Annotated in this window: 18 protein-coding genes; 14 read left to right on the top strand and 4 right to left on the bottom strand. The window is 42.6% G+C overall.

Annotated features, from left to right (window positions below):
• Nucleotides 1-384: 384 nt before the first annotated feature.
• On the top strand, nt 385-1359 hold the full coding sequence (locus tag MHO32_RS11400) for a Solitary outer membrane autotransporter beta-barrel domain (RefSeq protein ID WP_050908197.1): 975 nt from the start codon (nt 385-387) through the stop codon (nt 1357-1359).
• A 25-nt stretch (nt 1360-1384) separates the two neighbouring features.
• Here the strand turns inward: MHO32_RS11400 and MHO32_RS11405 are convergent, their stop codons facing one another.
• Nucleotides 1385-2629 (bottom strand): GGDEF domain-containing protein, encoded by a 1245-nt coding sequence (locus tag MHO32_RS11405; protein WP_009696667.1) that lies wholly within the window; start codon nt 2627-2629, stop codon nt 1385-1387.
• 254 nt (nt 2630-2883) lie between these two features.
• Here MHO32_RS11405 and MHO32_RS11410 point away from each other — a divergent pair, with 254 nt between their 5' ends.
• The 9 genes from MHO32_RS11410 to MHO32_RS11450 all read left to right on the top strand — a co-directional run bounded on the left by MHO32_RS11410 (nt 2884) and on the right by MHO32_RS11450 (nt 11515).
• Nucleotides 2884-3252: a late competence development ComFB family protein gene (locus tag MHO32_RS11410; protein WP_005446871.1), complete on the top strand. Its 369-nt coding sequence runs from the start codon at nt 2884-2886 to the stop codon at nt 3250-3252.
• Nucleotides 3253-3311: 59 nt separating this feature from the next.
• A complete protein-coding gene (locus MHO32_RS11415) occupies nt 3312-3593 on the top strand; it encodes an HlyU family transcriptional regulator (RefSeq protein ID WP_005446863.1) in 282 nt (93 codons plus the stop codon).
• Nucleotides 3594-4028: 435 nt separating this feature from the next.
• The gene (locus tag MHO32_RS11420; RefSeq protein WP_009696668.1) at nt 4029-5585 is read left to right on the top strand and encodes a Re/Si-specific NAD(P)(+) transhydrogenase subunit alpha; all 1557 of its coding nucleotides are present in this window, start codon (nt 4029-4031) and stop codon (nt 5583-5585) included.
• 12 nt (nt 5586-5597) lie between these two features.
• On the top strand, nt 5598-6992 hold the full coding sequence (pntB, locus tag MHO32_RS11425; RefSeq protein WP_005446861.1) for a Re/Si-specific NAD(P)(+) transhydrogenase subunit beta: 1395 nt from the start codon (nt 5598-5600) through the stop codon (nt 6990-6992).
• 188 nt (nt 6993-7180) lie between these two features.
• The gene (gene vxrA / locus MHO32_RS11430) at nt 7181-8602 is read left to right on the top strand and encodes a sensor histidine kinase VxrA (RefSeq protein WP_301182665.1); all 1422 of its coding nucleotides are present in this window, start codon (nt 7181-7183) and stop codon (nt 8600-8602) included.
• Nucleotides 8577-9239 carry a response regulator transcription factor VxrB gene (gene vxrB / locus MHO32_RS11435; protein WP_005446851.1) on the top strand — a complete coding sequence of 221 codons (663 nt, stop codon included), beginning with the start codon at nt 8577-8579 and terminating at the stop codon, nt 9237-9239. The genes vxrA and vxrB overlap by 26 nt, the downstream gene beginning before the upstream one ends.
• 8 nt (nt 9240-9247) lie before the next feature.
• Nucleotides 9248-10129 (top strand): DUF2861 family protein, encoded by an 882-nt coding sequence (locus MHO32_RS11440; protein ID WP_005446850.1) that lies wholly within the window; start codon nt 9248-9250, stop codon nt 10127-10129.
• Nucleotides 10130-10188: 59 nt separating this feature from the next.
• A complete protein-coding gene (locus MHO32_RS11445; RefSeq protein ID WP_005446848.1) occupies nt 10189-11316 on the top strand; it encodes a conjugal transfer protein TraF in 1128 nt (375 codons plus the stop codon).
• A 43-nt stretch (nt 11317-11359) separates the two neighbouring features.
• The gene (locus MHO32_RS11450; RefSeq protein ID WP_005446846.1) at nt 11360-11515 is read left to right on the top strand and encodes a YoaH family protein; all 156 of its coding nucleotides are present in this window, start codon (nt 11360-11362) and stop codon (nt 11513-11515) included.
• A gap of 1032 nt (nt 11516-12547) precedes the next feature.
• Here the strand turns inward: MHO32_RS11450 and MHO32_RS11455 are convergent.
• Complete coding sequence (locus tag MHO32_RS11455; protein WP_005451803.1) at nt 12548-12862, bottom strand: hypothetical protein; 315 nt, start codon at nt 12860-12862, stop codon at nt 12548-12550.
• 456 nt (nt 12863-13318) lie between these two features.
• On the opposite strand from MHO32_RS11455, the gene MHO32_RS11460 reads away from it, so the two are divergent.
• From MHO32_RS11460 to MHO32_RS11470, 3 genes are read left to right on the top strand one after another with little or no spacing between them, the layout of a single operon-like run.
• Nucleotides 13319-14377 carry a hypothetical protein gene (locus tag MHO32_RS11460; protein ID WP_239211923.1) on the top strand — a complete coding sequence of 353 codons (1059 nt, stop codon included), beginning with the start codon at nt 13319-13321 and terminating at the stop codon, nt 14375-14377.
• A gap of 12 nt (nt 14378-14389) precedes the next feature.
• Nucleotides 14390-14845 (top strand): hypothetical protein, encoded by a 456-nt coding sequence (locus MHO32_RS11465; protein WP_239211925.1) that lies wholly within the window; start codon nt 14390-14392, stop codon nt 14843-14845.
• Nucleotides 14842-15513, top strand: coding sequence for a hypothetical protein (locus MHO32_RS11470; protein ID WP_239211927.1), 672 nt, complete (start codon nt 14842-14844; stop codon nt 15511-15513). Before MHO32_RS11465 ends, MHO32_RS11470 begins: the two co-directional genes overlap by 4 nt.
• On the opposite strand, the gene MHO32_RS11475 is transcribed toward MHO32_RS11470, so the two are convergent.
• Nucleotides 15510-15935, bottom strand: a complete 426-nt coding sequence (locus tag MHO32_RS11475) for a phage protein (protein ID WP_239211929.1) — start codon at nt 15933-15935, stop codon at nt 15510-15512. The two genes, MHO32_RS11470 and MHO32_RS11475, sit on opposite strands and share 4 nt — an antisense overlap.
• A 577-nt stretch (nt 15936-16512) precedes the next feature.
• On the opposite strand from MHO32_RS11475, the gene MHO32_RS11480 reads away from it, so the two are divergent.
• Nucleotides 16513-17580 carry an acyltransferase family protein gene (locus MHO32_RS11480; protein ID WP_239211944.1) on the top strand — a complete coding sequence of 356 codons (1068 nt, stop codon included), beginning with the start codon at nt 16513-16515 and terminating at the stop codon, nt 17578-17580.
• A gap of 34 nt (nt 17581-17614) precedes the next feature.
• On the opposite strand, the gene yciH is transcribed toward MHO32_RS11480, so the two are convergent.
• On the bottom strand, nt 17615-17926 hold the full coding sequence (gene yciH, locus MHO32_RS11485) for a stress response translation initiation inhibitor YciH (protein ID WP_009696673.1): 312 nt from the start codon (nt 17924-17926) through the stop codon (nt 17615-17617).

Consider the following 17926-nt stretch of genomic DNA (forward strand, 5'->3'; position numbering starts at 1 on the left):
ATACAAGCCAAGGCAGCTCGCCCTTTGGGAGCGTGTCATTGACCCGATTGCTGCGTCAAACAACTTGGAAAGAGCTGGCTATTACACTGCGTTGCTTTCTTTGCTCTCGAATCAATGACAACGCTCTGAATCCTGCATCTTGAAGTCACTTGGGTATAGTCAAAATCATTTTAGGCGAGGCAAGGAGTGTGTCGTTTAGCCTTCCAAACAAATACTGCTTAATAAACCAGCATAAAACCGCTTGAAAACGCAACCGCTCCTAGGCATAAAGAAAACATTTGCATTTATTTCTTCTCCAAGCCAAAATCGCGCCCCATTTTGCTTAATAGGAACATAAGCACATAAACCAAGTCATGGAACGGCGATAGCAAACACATAAGAGTTATGCGTAAGTTGGCTTGTCTGGCGATGGTTTTCGCCTCTACTTCTTCTTATTCCAGTACGGTTCAAAAACAACTTCAAAAAGAGTTCGATTATAACTTTGCATCCAGCATTGTGCTTTCTGACAGCGATGTTTTCACGTTTGGATTTTCAAACTTCGACCCTAATGAGTTCCTTAACCTTGATGATGAATCGTTGGGTGACAGTGAATCCGTCGATTTACGGAAAAAAGTCTCTGTGATGTCTTTGCCATTCAGTGTTCCCGTTAACCATTATCGTTATTCTCCTTATCAAACTAAGGTAAATGGAAGGGGGTATTTACTGTCTGCTCAACAAAAAATATCCGCATTTGAGTCGGTTACACCCGACGAAATGGATGAGTTGACTTTTGGTGGATACTTAGAAGTCGAACAGGAAGCGTATCTCAACCGAAATGTAACGTTAAGCGCGGCGGCAGGTACACACGTCATGTATTACCAAAATAATTATGCGTACCGGAGTGATACATTAGAAGACTATAGAGACCAGATTGATGGCGTTTATGTCAACACGAGCTCTGTAGCTATGGTTGGTGAACTTAACGCGACTGTAAAATACAGCCCTTACGGTCATTTTGGACAGTGGTACTTTTGGTCCTCACCGCACTATTTCAATGGTTTTGGCATCAATCTAGGGAAGGGAGATGATGCTATTAATCCCGAAGGTTGGTACTGGGTCAATGGCGTGAAAGTCTTCCATCGGTTGGCTATTTGGCAAAATATGGTCCAATCGCTTTATACCAGTTTTAATCGTGTAGACATTGGTGGAGACACGAAAAAGCCGTTAAACACAGACCACTACTACGAAGCAAGTATGGGCTGGTTGATGACTCCTCCAGTCAAAATTCCGTTTGTCGTTAACATCGGTGTGGGGATGAGCCTGAACTATGGTAGTGCATTCAAGGGGGGAAGCTTGGTGCTTTTCTTCAACCAAGCATAATGTCCGTACATTGATGTAATACGGATTAAGCGTGGCAGAACCTAACGCAGTTTCTGCCTGCTTTTTTCGCCTTGTACAAGGCGTCATCCGCTAACTTAATAACATCAGCAGGATTGCGAGCACTGCGGCTGTCTGCCACACCAAAACTTGCCGTTACTGACACGGTTTTCTTCTTCGGATCGGTATTACCACGTTTTTTACGACCTTGTTTGTTATCTTCAGGACGGTTGTCTTGATCGCGTAGAATCATTTCATATTGTGCAATCAGTTCGCGAACTTCTTCCACATGCGTTTCGCAATCTTCGGTGTACTTGCCTTTGAAAACAATCGTGAACTCTTCTCCACCAAAGCGGTATACCTTGGCGCCGCCCTGAGTTTTCATTAGGCGAGAAGCCACCATCTTCAATACATCGTCACCAGTATCATGCCCATAGGTGTCATTGAATTTCTTAAAATGATCCACATCGAGCATCGCAATGGTGAACTTTCGCCCCATATGTTTTAAGTCTAAATCTAATGCACGGCGGCTTGGGATGAGCGTCAGGCTGTCAGTAAATGCCAGTTGATGACTTGCTGATGTTGAGTAGATGATGATCAACAATCCAGTTAGCGTGAACATGGTGCTAGATATGTATTGAACATCGAAGAAAATAAACGTTGCTGATGCCAGAACCATTGCAGAATAGGTCATTGCATGGATGATCTTGTTCTTCTTAAGCACCAGGATTCCAAGAAAACAAACAATGCCAATGCAGTAAAGCACCAAGACCAAAGGAAGCTTGGAGATACTCGGTACGATAAACAAGATACCATTAGTCCACTGTTCAAAGCCGCCTTCGACGTAATACGTCAATGTTACGTAAGACCAAAACACAAACAGGATCAACATCAACATGTACGTTAGGGTTGCTCGTGAATCGAAGCCTTCTTTATTGAAGAGAAAAACAGCTAAGAAAGACACAGGAAGCAAACTTGCGAGGATGGTAAGCTCTAAAAGAGCTGTGCCAGTTTGAAGTGGTACCTGTAAGCGGTGCTGAATCACAAAATAAGCGAGGAGCATCGCGATACACACCATGGACTCGCGACCTTGCTTGAACGAGTAACACATTAGTAGTGCACAGCCGAGCAAAATATACGGCAAGTTTGCAGCGATTCCCCAGTTCGACTGAGTCATCTGAATAATGCTATCCATACCCACGCTGACCATACCCAATAACAAAATTGGGAATAGAAACCTAAAGCCTGGGGAGGTCATTAAAGATGAAGCCATCTACTACAAATTACCTTCAAATAGTTGAATATATCTAATGAGTTACATTAAGCATTCAATTAATACCGTGTGTGAACAGTATAAATTCACATGCTTTCAAAACTAACAAGAATACGTGTATTTAGGAAATTTCCAAGCATTTTACAGTCAATGCTTACAAAAAGAGAGAGGTTGATTAAATTAAGAGCAATCAACAAGTTGCATGTAACTTGTGGGTGCTATACTTTCAAAGTGTTGAACAAAGGAGAAAATCGATGCAGATCAGTTCAGACGTACACAATTACATGGAAACTTTGGTAGGACAGGTGCTTGCTTCAGAGCAGTATATCGATGAGTTTGACAATGAGCAGCTCGCCGATATTGCCTGCCTCGCGCTCATACAGTTAAAACCGGTTTATATTCGACACGACATCGATTTTCTTTCTGCACTTCCTGAGCGAAAGCTGGCTCAGTTTAAGCAAAGTGTTGATATCGCAGTCCAAAATGCAGCGGCAATGATCCTAGAAGACAGACGCAAAAATCGTAACAATGATGTGCCTGTAATTTTGTCCCATACCAGTTATGATGAAGACAAAGAACTGGATTGGTTCGAAAAACCGATCCTCAACGTCAACATAAAATAATCGATGTTCATTAGTATCTAAGAGAAGGTACAGATAGTGGGCATCCCCAAGGAGGAACCGTGGGATTCTTTTCACGCTTGTTCGGTGGCAGTGAAAAAGCTGCTGAAGTAAAAACGGTTGAACCAGTTGAGTACAAAGGGTACCTAATCTATCAAGAAAGCCTTTCAGAAGGCGGTCAGTACCGTATTGCTGGACGTATCGAAAAAGACTTTGATGGCGAAGTGAAGTCACATCGTTTTATCCGTTCTGATTTATTGGGTTCAGAGCAAGACGCCAATGAACTGATGCTCAAAAAATCGCAGATGTTTATTGACCAAATGGGTGAAAAGATCTTCGATTAAGAATTCACTGCAACTTGATACGAATCATCTTAAAGAGAGCCATTAGTGTATATGCTGATGGCTCTCTTTCTTTTTTAGGCTTAAATATCTGTTAAATAAGCAGTTAGAGTGTGTCTGGTTAGACCTCTGCTTAGTCATGCTAATCGTTGTTATTTTTCAGCGCGAAGTGGAGAATTATTCATTCCGTGGCGTTATATGTAATGAAATTTAGTATTTTTATTACAAAACACTTGAAGTCACGATTGACGTTAGATAAAAACAGAATAATAACAGGGCTGTTAGTCAAGATGTGACTATGCAAGTGGGTGACCCCAAACACCATCATTCGTTTGCATTTATCTTGCGTCGTAAACAGATAGAAATAAAAAAGAATTAGAGTAGAGCTACGCTCTGTTTTGGGACTAATTATTGATATGTATACAAGGAGTATGCGTTTTGCAAATCGGTGTACCTAGAGAAATACTCGCAGGTGAATCGCGAGTAGCTGCATCACCAAAGTCGGTTGAGCAGTTAATTAAGTTGGGGTTCGATGTCGCTATCGAATCTCAAGCGGGGGTGCTAGCCAGTTTCGACGATGCAGCTTATGAAGCCGCAGGGGCGAAAATTGTATCTAGTGAAGAAGTATGGACATCAGGCTTAATCCTTAAAGTCAATGCGCCGCTCGTGGATGAAGAGAAAGGCATCGACGAAATCGCATTACTACAAGATGGCGCAACACTAGTAAGCTTCATCTGGCCTGCTCAAAATGCAGAGTTAATGGAACAACTTTCTAGCAAGAACATTAACGTTCTGGCAATGGACGCCGTTCCTCGTATCTCTCGTGCGCAAGCATTAGACGCACTTTCTTCTATGGCTAATATTGCTGGCTATCGTGCAGTGGTTGAAGCTGCACATGAGTTTGGTCGATTCTTTACTGGTCAAATTACGGCAGCAGGTAAAGTTCCACCAGCGAAAGTGTTGGTTGCAGGTGCCGGTGTTGCGGGTCTTGCGGCGATCGGCGCTGCTGGTAGTCTTGGTGCTATCGTTCGCTCTTTTGATGTTCGTCCTGAAGTAAAAGAGCAAGTTGAATCGATGGGTGCAGAGTTCCTGACTGTAGACTTCAAAGAAGACTCGGGCTCAGGCGACGGCTACGCGAAAGAAATGTCAGATGAGTTCAACAAAAAAGCGGCTGAGCTGTACGCAGAGCAAGCGAAAGACGTTGATATCATCATCACCACCGCACTAATTCCGGGTAGACCGGCTCCGACGCTAATCACCAAAGAGATGGTGGATAGTATGAAAGCCGGTAGCGTTATCGTTGACCTTGCAGCAGCAAATGGCGGTAACTGTGAATACACTGTAAAAGATCAAGTCATCACAACGGCTAACGGCGTGAAAATCGTTGGTTACACCGATATGGTAGGTCGACTGCCAACGCAATCTTCTCAGCTATACGCCACCAACCTTGTAAACCTTCTAAAGCTGCTGTGCAAAGAGAAAGATGGCAACATCAACATTGATTTTGAAGATGTTGTTCTTCGCGGTGTCACTGTAGTGAAAGAAGGCGAGGTTACTTGGCCTGCACCACCGATTCAGGTGTCTGCGCAGCCACAAGCTAAACCACAAGAACCTGTTAAGCCACAACCTAAAGTTGAAGAACCAACGTCACCAGTTAAGAAGTTTGGTGCACTGGCAGTAGGCGTTGGTGCGTTTGCGTGGGTAGCATCTGTTGCTCCAGCAGCTTTCCTGTCTCACTTCACCGTGTTTGTGTTGGCGTGTGTGGTAGGTTACTACGTAGTGTGGAACGTAACACATGCTCTGCATACTCCTCTAATGTCTGTAACGAACGCGATTTCGGGCATTATCGTAGTAGGTGCACTGCTACAAATCGGTCAGGGTAATGGCGTTGTTACCTTCCTATCATTCATTGCTGTTCTCATTGCAAGCATTAACATCTTTGGTGGCTTTACCGTGACCAAACGTATGCTTGAAATGTTCCGCAAAGATAAATAATAGGAGTAACCAATGTCTGCAGGATTAGTACAAGCGGCATACATCATTGCTGCGCTATTTTTCATCTTGAGTCTCGCGGGACTTTCTAAACAAGAATCGGCAAGAAACGGTAACTACTACGGTATTGCGGGTATGGCGATCGCGCTTATCGCGACGATCTTCAGCCCAAATGCGGAAGGTTTTGCGTGGATCATTATTGCAATGGTGATCGGTGGTGGTATCGGTATCCACTACGCGAAGAAAGTAGAAATGACTGAAATGCCAGAACTGGTTGCGATTCTACACAGCTTTGTAGGTATGGCAGCAGTACTTGTTGGCTTTAACAGCTACTTAGAGCCACCAGCACCAGTTTCAACTGACCTCGCTGGTATGCACGCTGAACATGTGATTCACCTTGTTGAAGTATTCCTTGGTGTATTCATCGGTGCAGTGACCTTTACCGGTTCTATCGTAGCGTTTGGTAAACTGCGTGGCATCATCTCATCATCGCCACTTAACTTGCCTCACAAGCACAAAATGAACCTTGCGGCTATCGTCGTTTCTACGCTTCTTATGATTTACTTCGTAAAAGCTGACGGCAGCATGTTCGCATTGATCATCATGACGCTAATAGCGTTTGCATTCGGCTACCATTTGGTTGCATCGATTGGTGGTGCAGATATGCCAGTAGTCGTTTCAATGCTGAACTCATACTCAGGTTGGGCAGCAGCAGCGGCTGGTTTCATGCTAGCAAACGATCTTCTGATCGTGACTGGTGCACTGGTTGGTTCTTCAGGCGCTATCCTGTCTTACATCATGTGTAAAGCAATGAACCGCTCATTCGTGAGTGTAATTGCAGGCGGCTTTGGTCAAGAAGTTGTGATTTCCAGTGATGAAGAGCAGGGCGAGCATCGTGAAACGTCTGCTGAAGAAGTTGCAGAAATGCTGAAGAACTCAAAATCAGTGATCATCACTCCGGGGTACGGTATGGCAGTAGCTCAAGCGCAATACCCTGTTCACGAGATTACTGAAACGCTACGCGCTCAAGGAATCGAAGTTCGCTTTGGTATTCACCCAGTAGCGGGTCGCCTACCTGGCCACATGAACGTACTGCTAGCGGAAGCTAAAGTTCCTTACGATATCGTGCTAGAAATGGACGAGATCAACGATGACTTCCCAGAAACAGATACGGTTCTTGTTATCGGCGCGAACGATACAGTTAACCCAGCAGCACTAGAAGATCCAAATAGCCCAATTGCAGGTATGCCTGTATTGGAAGTTTGGAACGCGCAAAACGTAGTCGTATTCAAGCGTTCAATGAATACTGGCTATGCAGGTGTTCAGAACCCATTGTTCTTTAAAGAAAACACCTCAATGCTATTCGGTGATGCGAAAGAAAGTGTCGAGGCGATTTTCAAAGCACTTTAAAATATGTTGCTTTAAAACTAATCAAGGTCAGCATTCGCTGGCCTTTTTTTGTGCTCTTTCAATGTTATAGTACTGCAAATCCTTAAGCTGTCTAATGTCATTTGCTTGTTTATTGATGTATAGTTCTGGCTAATATAACAAGTAACGGTAACAGTTTGATTAAACAGTTTTTGCTCCGTTCTGCTCTAATGCTGCCACTTTTTTCGGCACCCGCATTTGCAGATTCATTACCAGAACGAATAGATACATTTACAGAGCTATTTAATTATGAAGTGGCTCTTAAATCGTATGATATACGCATACTGCAATCTAACTACCCAACTAAGTTGCTTTCTCCGGATTCAATGCTGCCACAAACCGCAGATTACCCGCTGAAAGACATCCAGCAGTTGTACCGTTTGGCGAACACATGTCGCGGAAAATTACCGTTAAGCCCTTTAATTACTGAACCTTTGGTGTTTACGCGTGCCATATGTAAAGGGACGCAGCTTACACCACGTTGGTTTTCTCGAAGCGGTCTGATCCACCCAGGTGGTGGTACATACGCAGCGCGTTATGCGGAAAAGTATCCTGAGCTACGTAACAAACTTGCTCAGTACATGCATATCAAAGAGAGAAGTAATGATGAAGGGGATGAACTGCTTTCTAGCCTGCAAAACATGGATGACGATGCAATTAATGCACTCATCGCTGGCGCAAGTATGTTCATTGAAGGCAAAGAACTGTGGCTTCGCCGTGGCGACCATTATTTTGTATTCGCTAAAAACGTATGGCAGGAGAACGTTGCAAACGCCGGTCTGTCTTACGGTTTAGCATCAGAAAGCCGAAGCTGCTTCGTAAAACGTGGCAACATTTGTTGGGATGTGGAAGATCACTCGCAAGTGTTGCGGATCAGTATGATCATCCTCGTCATCGCCAACATTTTGTTGGTGATCGGTTGGGCGGTATATCGTTGGAATAGCAAGCGTGAAGAAATGCGCAGCCGTATGTTGGTTCTGCAAATTTTAACGCACGAACTGAGAACGCCGATCGCATCATTGTCGCTAACTGTAGAAGGGTTTCGTCGAGAGTTTGAACACCTTCCGGAAAGTGTCTACGATGAATTCCGTCGATTGTGTGAAGATACGCGCCGATTACGCCAGTTAGCAGAAGCAAGTAAAGATTATTTGCAATCTGATAACCAAATGCTTGCAACAGACTGGGTTCCATCCGTTGCAGAATGGCTAGAATATAAGATTGAAGAAGAATTTGATAACGCTGTACTTTTCAAAATTAATGAAGATGTAGCTGCTAAAGTTAACGTGTATTGGCTCGGGACCTGTATCGATAACTTGCTGCGTAACGCATTGAAGTATGGCGAAGCACCGGTAGAACTTCGTGTTGAAACCAGTGCAGAAAAAATCATTATCCAAGTCATAGATGCCGGCAGCTTGACTGCAAAAGATTGGGCAAACCTAAGAAAACCGTTTGTTAGTAAGAGCGGACTAGGGCTTGGATTAACAATAGTTGAATCAATGGTAGGCCGCATGGGCGGAAAAATGTCCCTAATGGGACCACCTACAACCTTTATATTGGAGATACCTTGTGAAACAGACACTGCTTCTCGTTGAGGACGATAAAAACTTGGCTGACGGCCTGTTAGTAAGCCTGGAACAAGCAGGATATGAGTGTTTACATGTGGAGCGTATTTCAGACGTTGAGCCACAATGGAAAAAGGCTGACTTAGTCATTCTCGATCGCCAACTGCCTGATGGTGATTCGGTACAATCACTTCCTGAATGGAAAAAAATTAAAGATGTCCCAGTTATTCTGCTGACTGCACTGGTGACAGTTAAAGATAAAGTTGCGGGTCTTGACTCTGGCGCGAACGATTACTTAACAAAACCGTTTGCTGAAGCGGAGCTATTTGCACGCATTCGTGCACAGTTGCGTGCACCAGATTCAGCAGAACAAGGTAATGCCGATAAAGTCATGACTAAAGACCTAGAAATCGACCGTGCAACACGCGAAGTCGTTTTCAAAGGGGAGATGATCACTTTGACTCGTACCGAGTTTGACTTGCTACTGTTCTTAGCATCAAACCTAGGTCGTGTCTTTACTCGTGATGAGCTACTTGACCATGTATGGGGTTACAACCATTTCCCAACCACACGTACTGTAGACACACACGTACTGCAGCTTCGCCAGAAGTTACCAGGTCTTGAAATCGAAACGCTTCGCGGCGTTGGTTACAAGATGAAAGCGTAAGAACAAGAATGAAAACACTACTTCCTGTAGTTCTATCATTACTGTTAGTGAAACCAGTCCATGCAACGGACTGGTTTCAATCCAACACACCGCTGACACAAGCACACCAACATCTTTTAGAAGATGACCTCGGTGGCATGTTCAACTCTCTTGTCGAACTTTGGCAAAGTGAACCTAATAAAGAACTAAGACCACACCTTAATGACTTGCTCGCTCAATCACTATCAAAAGACTGTGGAAAATCTTTAACGGGAGTGACTCTACCGGAGTGGATAAGCGGGATTAACGTTATCCGGCAAACCATACAAAGCCCCGGGCGTGATACCTATCGCTTAGTCGTTAAGCTACGTGCAACAACCGACATCGATGACATTTCTTTTCGTCGTTGGGTTGATAGCTCAATCTCGGCGGATAGTTCTTTTAACTACGAAGAGCCACAACAAGGGACGGAATTAGCCAACGAACGTAACTTCCTCAAGCGCTATAACCTTACGGGTAAACTAGACGCTGGCTTATACCACCTATCTGTGACGACAAAAGACAAACGCACTTACAGAACTTGGGTCATATTAGGTGATTCAAATTCTTCACAATATGTTCGTTGGACCTCCAAAGAAAATTGGAAAGTAGAAAAGAGCGCGCTACGCAACCCACATTGTCCTCTACCACAACTTGAAGTCGGGCTTTACGATTACGTTGAAGGCCAGTATGAACAAGTGTGGAAAAAAACGTATGAGTCGAACTATCCAAACTCATTAGAGTTAGAGGGAATACCAAATGATCGCTATGTTTTAGCTGTAAGTATCAACAGTCGTCGTTGGCAAGGTGACATTATTGTTGAGCAAGCTCAAACTATTAGCCGAACCTATGATGTTTCTCTCGAAGAATAGCTAAAGAAATTACATTTGTGCCGATATAAGTTCAGGAAGAACGAAAACACAAGTGTAGTATGAAGACACAATTCAAAATTTTAGCCACCACCATGACTGCAGCGCTGTTCTCCGGCGCTGCTTCTGCTGCAACTTACGCAATTGAAGCACGCAGTGATGCGATGGGTGGAGTGGGCACTGTATCTGCCTCTTACCTAACCGCGCCATTCTTTAACCCAGCACTGACCGCAATCTATCGTCGTAACGATGATGCAGGCATGATCGTGCCAAGTTTTGGTATCAATTATAACGACCAAAACGGTCTGATTGATGAAATCGAAAGAATCGGCAAACTTACAGATCCAGCAGAGATCGCAAAAGGTCTGAATGGCATCAACGGTCAAAAAATGGATTTCGATATCGGTGGTGTTGTTGCTGTTGGTATCCCTAACAAATTCCTATCTGCGACCGCTTACGGCAAGCTCTATACCGAATCCTTTGTTCAACCGGAAGTTAACGACGTTACGGACATTGACAAAAACTACGTTCGCGGCGTTTCAATCGGTGTAGCAGAGGCGGGGATCTCTTTAGCGAAATACGCTAACTTCATGAATCAACACTTGTCCTTTGGTATCACTCCAAAACTGCAGCGTATATACACTTACTCATACGCTACAAGTTTTGCGTCTTTCGATACCAAAGATCTTCGCGAAAATGAAACCGCAGAAACCATGTTTAACCTGGATGCCGGAGCGTTATGGTTCTTCGGTCCTTACCGATTAGGTATTTCAGCTAAAAACTTGATTGGTCGTGATGTGAAAACAAAAGCGTTTACGTTCACTCAGGGCGGAAATAATTACAACATCAATTCATATGAGTACAGCATGCGTCCTCTTTACACTGTGGGTGCAGGCTACGTAGCGGACTACTTTAGCTTCAGCGTTGACTACGATTTGAATGAAGAGAAAAAGTTTTCTACGTTCGATGACAACACTCAAATGATTCGTGCCGGTTTCGAAATCGATGTACTGCGTCAACTAGCTCTGCGTGGCGGTTACATGAAAAACCTAGCGCGTTCAGATGACGAAGGCACAATTACTGCAGGTATCGGACTGTCACCGTTAAATCTAATCGAAGTAGATATCGCCGCACAGTACACTAACGAAGACGCAATGGGGGCTTCAATTAATTTCCTTGCGACCTACTAAGCGAATCGTTATAGTCAGCTCCTCACAATGAGGAGCTTTTTTTATGTTTGACGATTTACCACCTCTGTCCCACGAAGAACAACAACAAGCTGTTGAGCGCATCCAAGAATTGATGACGAAAGGGACGAGCACAGCAGAAGCAATCAAGATTGTTGCAGAGCAGATTCGAGCCGAATACGCAGCAAAGCAACAAAGCTAAGAAAATTCCAAAGAGCAGGGCAATGACCCTGCTTTTTTGTATCTATCGAAAATCAAATCCTCCCGCAGCAATAGTCCCGCCAATCAATTAAAATTCGACGTTACCACGTCACTAAAAACAAGCGCAAAACAACTGTTACCACTAAAGTAATGAGTTAGTAAAATTTTACTAATTTACATTAACCATCGCGCACTCAGGTTGGGGTAAATGTATAGCAATCACATAAAAACAAAGCAAACAGGCTATATTTCAATGAGTTACGAAAGAATAAATCTCCACAGCGAACAATGCCAAACAACCATTATGTAATTTAATTACAGACCAATTATTTGTGAATAATTTGGGTAGTGATTTATGCTGTAAAAATCTAAAAGAGACGGCGTCACAAAAAATTTCCATACCTTCGCCTTTGATCAACGGGCTACTTGGGAACAGTAAGCACTTGCGAACAAAATTTGATCGAGACACAAATTTCCGCCTTAAAATAAGGCGACATCAAAAAACAATCGGATTAGGGGTATGAAGAAATAAAATCTAAAGCAGTAGAATCAATGTAAATGATCTTCAAGTTACATCTATGCGTGTCTATGGAGGGGTAAGTGTTTTACTAAGTAGTTACCGCGTCACAACGAAAGGCTGGAACAGAGCCAAGTGTAGATTCACGCTCTCGTTCAAATAGCCGTAGTCGGTTACGACCATCTCTAGATGGTCACACGGAGCAGTGAAAAAAGAACCAGGAAGAAACGAGACTAAGAAGTTTGAATTAGATTATTTCGAGAAAGGAATGTATTACCCGTCTAAGCATCATGTGCAAACATTAAGCCAAAAACTTAAACCTTGCGACGAGCTTCAGACCTACACTAATGATGATTTACATAGTGGCAATCGACTCGCTACCTTTGTCATGTCTATTGACCTAGACAGGCTTCAAGAAAGTTAAGTTTTACGTACCAATGATCAGTGAGAAGCCTATTTAAAAAGCCGAACCCTTGGCGATGGGGTTCGGCTTTTTTGCATGAAGCAGAGAGAAAGTTAGAAGTTGTATTGCGAAATTTGAGTTGGGGTACCAATGTCAGTCATTGGTTGTGATGCTTTAATCGTGTTGATCTTCATTTGACCACGGTTGAACCAAAATTCAACTCGTTCACCATTGGTTAGCTTTAAGCGATAACGGGTCTCTAAGCGCTGAAAAGAGCCATTGCATTCAAAGTCCTCATATTGGATGTCTAACCCGACAACCTGATCTTGCTGATGACCATTGTTAAAATAGAAATGGTTCGTTTTGAAATCTGCCTGTTTTAATAAATCCAGCATCAATGCTAGCGAATCCGCTGTGAAAATAACCATACGATGGTTCTCCTACCTGTCTTGTCTTATTTATATTGTTTTATTTAGAGCTGCGAAAGAATATATAGGAGAGGCTTATTGATGTATGTAAGGAATAGTAAGGAGCAGTAATCCTAAACGTACCTTTGTTAACAGTGCGTTAGATGGGTAGGGAGTCAGCTTCAATTGGTTGCTTAGTCTTTTCGCTCAGTGTCAAAGAGGATTCCAACAACGGGCAGGGAGCCAATACATTTGGCAAGTCGATTGACCTCGACAGGCTTCCAATTCGTTTTCATCGACGTCCACCAAAATCAAGAAGCCTACAGAAAGCCGAACCTTAGCGATGGGGTTCGGCTTTTTTGTGAGCATATGCTTCATCTTTATATGAAACTACGCAAAAAAAACTAATCAAAAACCACAAGTTCATAGTATCCTCACAAAACATATTGTTTTTTGCGAGCGTATTTGGAAGTAAGTATGAGTTACACCGCGATTGAAAAGTTTGAGATGCTAGTAGAACGAATGGGGTTTTCTGTTGCTAGAAAGCTACTGTCTGCTTCTTTAGGCTTCAGTGCTCAAGGCATTGAACCATTCAAAGTAAAAATTACTGAAAACTTGGTAGTTGACCCGACAATCGAACAAAAGATTGATGCGATTTGGCGAGATGTTGTGTTTGGTGGAAATCGATTAGTTAAAATATTCAAAGCAGTATCCCAAACAAAGTTTGATGCTATCGATAACTTCTTTACTACGGCATCTTCGACATTAGCACCTCATGCATTTACATCTAGTTTCCCGTTCCCAGTTGATCAGGCAACCTTAGATACTTGTAATACAGACCTTGTTTTCTGTGATTACAGCACTCAAGCAATTTCAGCTACTCGTAATGTTAAGTGTGCGATTCTCTCTAACAAAGCTTATTTTACGAAAACGGAGCCTGTGCCACGCTCACAATTGAGTGCATCTGGACAAGCTCAAATTCCTCAGGGCGTCGAGGTATTCTGTCGTAGACGCGTTTCTACCCAATGTTTTCATGCTGTGATTTTAGATGAATCTACACGAAACATTTTTGTCGCTGTTGACGTAAGTGCTCTACCTAACACTGAAGCCGGTATAGAGTTTAATAAGCTACACTCGTATCTGCGCGATACCGTGCGCCAACAGCTCACTCAAGGCGAGAACTTATTCTTAGCAATTGATAAACTGTATGAAGAAGTTGACCGAGGGCGTATTCATTCAGTTTCGTTCGTTACTGACGATGGGAATACTGATACAATTAAGCTACCAAGCTTATCCTCTAATGGTTGTATTAAACACGACCAATATCACGCAGCTGGAGAGTACGCAACTTCGGTCTTATCAAAGTTCAAAGTTACCAAGTTGTGGGATCTTCAAGATTTGGCTGTTGGCGTTGAGTTAAACGGTCGTCGAGCAATGCTAAGCTCGAATGGCCCATTGGATAAGCTGTTGATTCACAATTGTACTAAGCTTACAGAAAACATCCTCGTATTAGATAAAGTGCTGGCACATATCTAGTTAGGTTTAAAAATGAACATATACAGCGTTAAAGCGAAGTTTAACGAGTACGAAAGCAACATCAATATCTGTCTAGAAGGCCGAACTGAGCTTGAAATTTGCAAGAAACTGTTTGGCTTTTTGACTGACCCTGAAACTATCACTTTGAATTATGCCACTTATGGCACTTTGATGCAGGCAACCGATTGCGGCACCGAACGTTTCCCTGTGCTGGTCAAGGCGACAGATTTCTTAACTACAAAAAAAGCTCACCTTCTGGATATGTACTTTGAGTTTTACGACGAATATATGGAAGATCCAGAAGAGATTGATGCAAGCGATGTTCACGTAGCGTTAACTCAAGGCTATTTCTACCACCCACTGAGTGGGGAGACTATTGCTAACTTTAGCAATTACATATATCCAGTATTCCGTCCATCAGCAGAATTAAATTTGTATAGACAAGCTGTAAGACAGGGGGTTGAATGAGTACGCAATTCAACCTAGCAGACATTCAGCATTTTCTAGATAATGACCAAGAAACAAAAGACTTTTTCTTACGCAAAACAGCATCCGACTACGATAGTTTTGTTCGTGTTTTGAAGTTGGATTTACTACGCATAATCAAAGACATGCAGCATGATAGGCACCTCTATCAAGACAATACTTTCGGAGAAGATGCGCTAAGTTCAGTTATCATTAAGTGTTTACGATGCCTTAATTATGATGCCGAGCATGATACTCAGCATGGCGGTCATTGCGATATATTAGTAAAACACTCTCAACAAGGTTTTGAATGGATTGGAGAAGCAAAGCTCTGGAAGGGGCAATCTTATGTAACTAGCGGGTTAGAGCAGTTGTTAGATAGGTATGCGACAGGCACATCCGGCGAAAGTTCGGGAGGCTTAATTGTATATGTCAAACAACCAAACGCTCTGGACAAGCTAAAAAAATGGCATCAAGAGTTATCAAGCCATGCTAGTACTGTGTCAATTGACGCACTACCTGAAAGAGTTAGGGACATGCATTTTGACTCAGTACAAACAGCCACAGCTAGCGGGTTGGCTTATGATTTGACATCATTTTTTGTCGTACTGAATCATGCAACGTCCACGGAACCGGAGTATGATGCTGACGGTCAACAGATTGCAGCCTAAAGCTTCTTTTTCGTAGGTATCCATTCGGCGGCTTTCATTCGACGGCCGCCTTTAAACGGTAAGACGTTTTCTTTAGCAGGATAGACCTTTGGTTGGTCTATATGCCCAAATTTCTCGACTAGCTGACGATGTTCGTCACGCCAGAACACAAAACTTTCCAATTCTTTAGGGCTGAACTCACGACCAGACGGCGTGATGATGATGGCACGCTTCTCACAAACACGAAAACCAGACCAACGAATATCATTGGGCAAGTAACCAAGTGATTTGATGAGTAGAAGTTTTTCTGCCATTGGATTGACAGGCATAGTGCCATCAAGCCAACGAACAACGGTTGGTTTGGTTACGTGAAAGTAATCTGCGCCTTGCTTAATAGATTTAAACTCACGCCAAAAGAGTGTGCGGAATGATTCGTGAAACATGACAACGCTCGCATATTGGATAACTGACTAAAATTATTTTTCTTGTTGTTTTCGCCGTAACCGAACGCATCATAATGTGGCGGTCGGGCATTTAGGCGTTTTTAATGGACTGTGCAAAACAATCGCCAGCAATAGTACAAATGACTTAAACGTTTAAAACTAGCAAAATTAAAAATCACGGCTTGGTTATCAGACACTTATGAAAGGCTTAATCAAAGAGTTAGCAATTGTTAAATTCCAACCCCCCTTGGTGCGCATTATATGTGTTATGTTAAATAGAATATCAACGTACGCCAATTCTTTCTTCGTTTGGGCTCCTATCCCTCTCAGATTTTAAAATATGAGGCTTTTTATGATTGTCATTAAACATAACCGCGATTTACCATAAAATAGCTAATATGGATCTATCAATCTGCGATTGCTTGCTCTGCTATTAGCACACTCTTTGATTTTTAGAAAAGTATGAGTTCTCGTCAGTATTCAATATTGATTATCTACTGAGATTGCATCCATCTAGTACAATCGTTTGGCTGACAGTGTTAGTTTGCGCTTTTAAGTATAATCACGCGGGAACATTATGCGTCAGCATTTACAATCTATCGAAAACTATCGAGGGTTCGCCATTATTTGTATTGTCGCAGTACATTGCTTTCATTATGGCATGAGCACTACTTCTGGACCTTGGTTGGCTTTTCAGAGCTTTTTCTATGGCTCAACTTCCTTGTTTGTATTTATTTCGGGATACATGTTTCATCATGTCTTTTACCAACGTGGGACAAAAACAACTGACTTTTATTTGAATAAGTTCAAGGCAGTTGTTTTGCCTTATTTATTCTTGGGCTCTCTAGCGACCATGTTATTGTTCGCTACAAAAATAGGATATTTCGAACCTGGCGTAGAAATTGATTCACGGATGCTCTTCAGTTCTGACGATTCTGTGTTCGCAACCGCAGTTAAGTACATTTTGACAGGACGTATGTTAACGGCTTACTGGTACATTCCTTTTGCTGTATTGCTATTTGCGTCTGCGCCTTTACATACTAAGTTCCTCAGACTTAAAGCGTACCAGCAAGTTTCAATACTCGTTTTACTATGTTTAGCGTCTCTGTTTATTCATCGTTCATACGAAAACACGAACCCACTTCAAATGTTTATTTATTTCACGCCAATCTATCTCATTGGTTGTAGTGTTTCTCAACATAGAAGTTCATTGCTAGTAAATGCTAAATCTAAGCTCCTGATTTTAGGAATAATAGTGCTCTGCTTATGTATTTACGAAGCATCTGTTGGTCATCGGGGAAATTACATTAAGGAAATGCTGGTTTATGGCGGGGTTGATACAATGTTCTTACAAAAACTATGTCTCGTGATCGCGTTATTTTACTTCTTCGAAGCCTTTCAGTTCAGATCACACTTGTTATCTCTGTTAGCAAAAACAAGCTTTGGCGTGTTCTTCATTCACCCATGGGTGCTTACTGTACTTAAAAGAACGCCGCTTTACCAATATGCAGAAACTCAAGATACCAACCTCCTACTCTTTCTGTTGACTCTTGGCTTTACACTCACGGTTAGCGTTTCTATCGTTCTTATTACTAAGCAAGTTTTCGGGAAAAAACGATATTCCCAATACATTACTGGATATTAAAAAAAGAAGCCCTCATAGGGCTTCTTTTTTACTATTAACCGCCGGCTAACTTGACTGTCATGCCTTTCTTTTCAAGGTGCGCTTTAATCTTATCACGCGCATCTCCTTGAATTTCAATGCTTCCATCTTTCACTGAGCCACCACAACCGCAAACTTTTTTCAGTTCAGCTGCCAGTAGCTTTAATGGCGCGTCATCCAAATCTAAACCAGTTACGATACAAACGCCTTTGCCTTTACGACCTTTAGTTTGGCGTTGAATGCGAACAATACCATCACCTTTAGGACGTTCGATCTTCTCTTCTTCAGGTTTGATTCGACCAGTTTCTGTTGAATATACGAGTGTCAT

Origin of the sequence: Vibrio sp. MMH1-50, from assembly GCF_022347645.1 — a bacterium.
GTDB classification, from domain to species: Bacteria; Pseudomonadota; Gammaproteobacteria; order Enterobacterales; family Vibrionaceae; genus Vibrio; species Vibrio harveyi.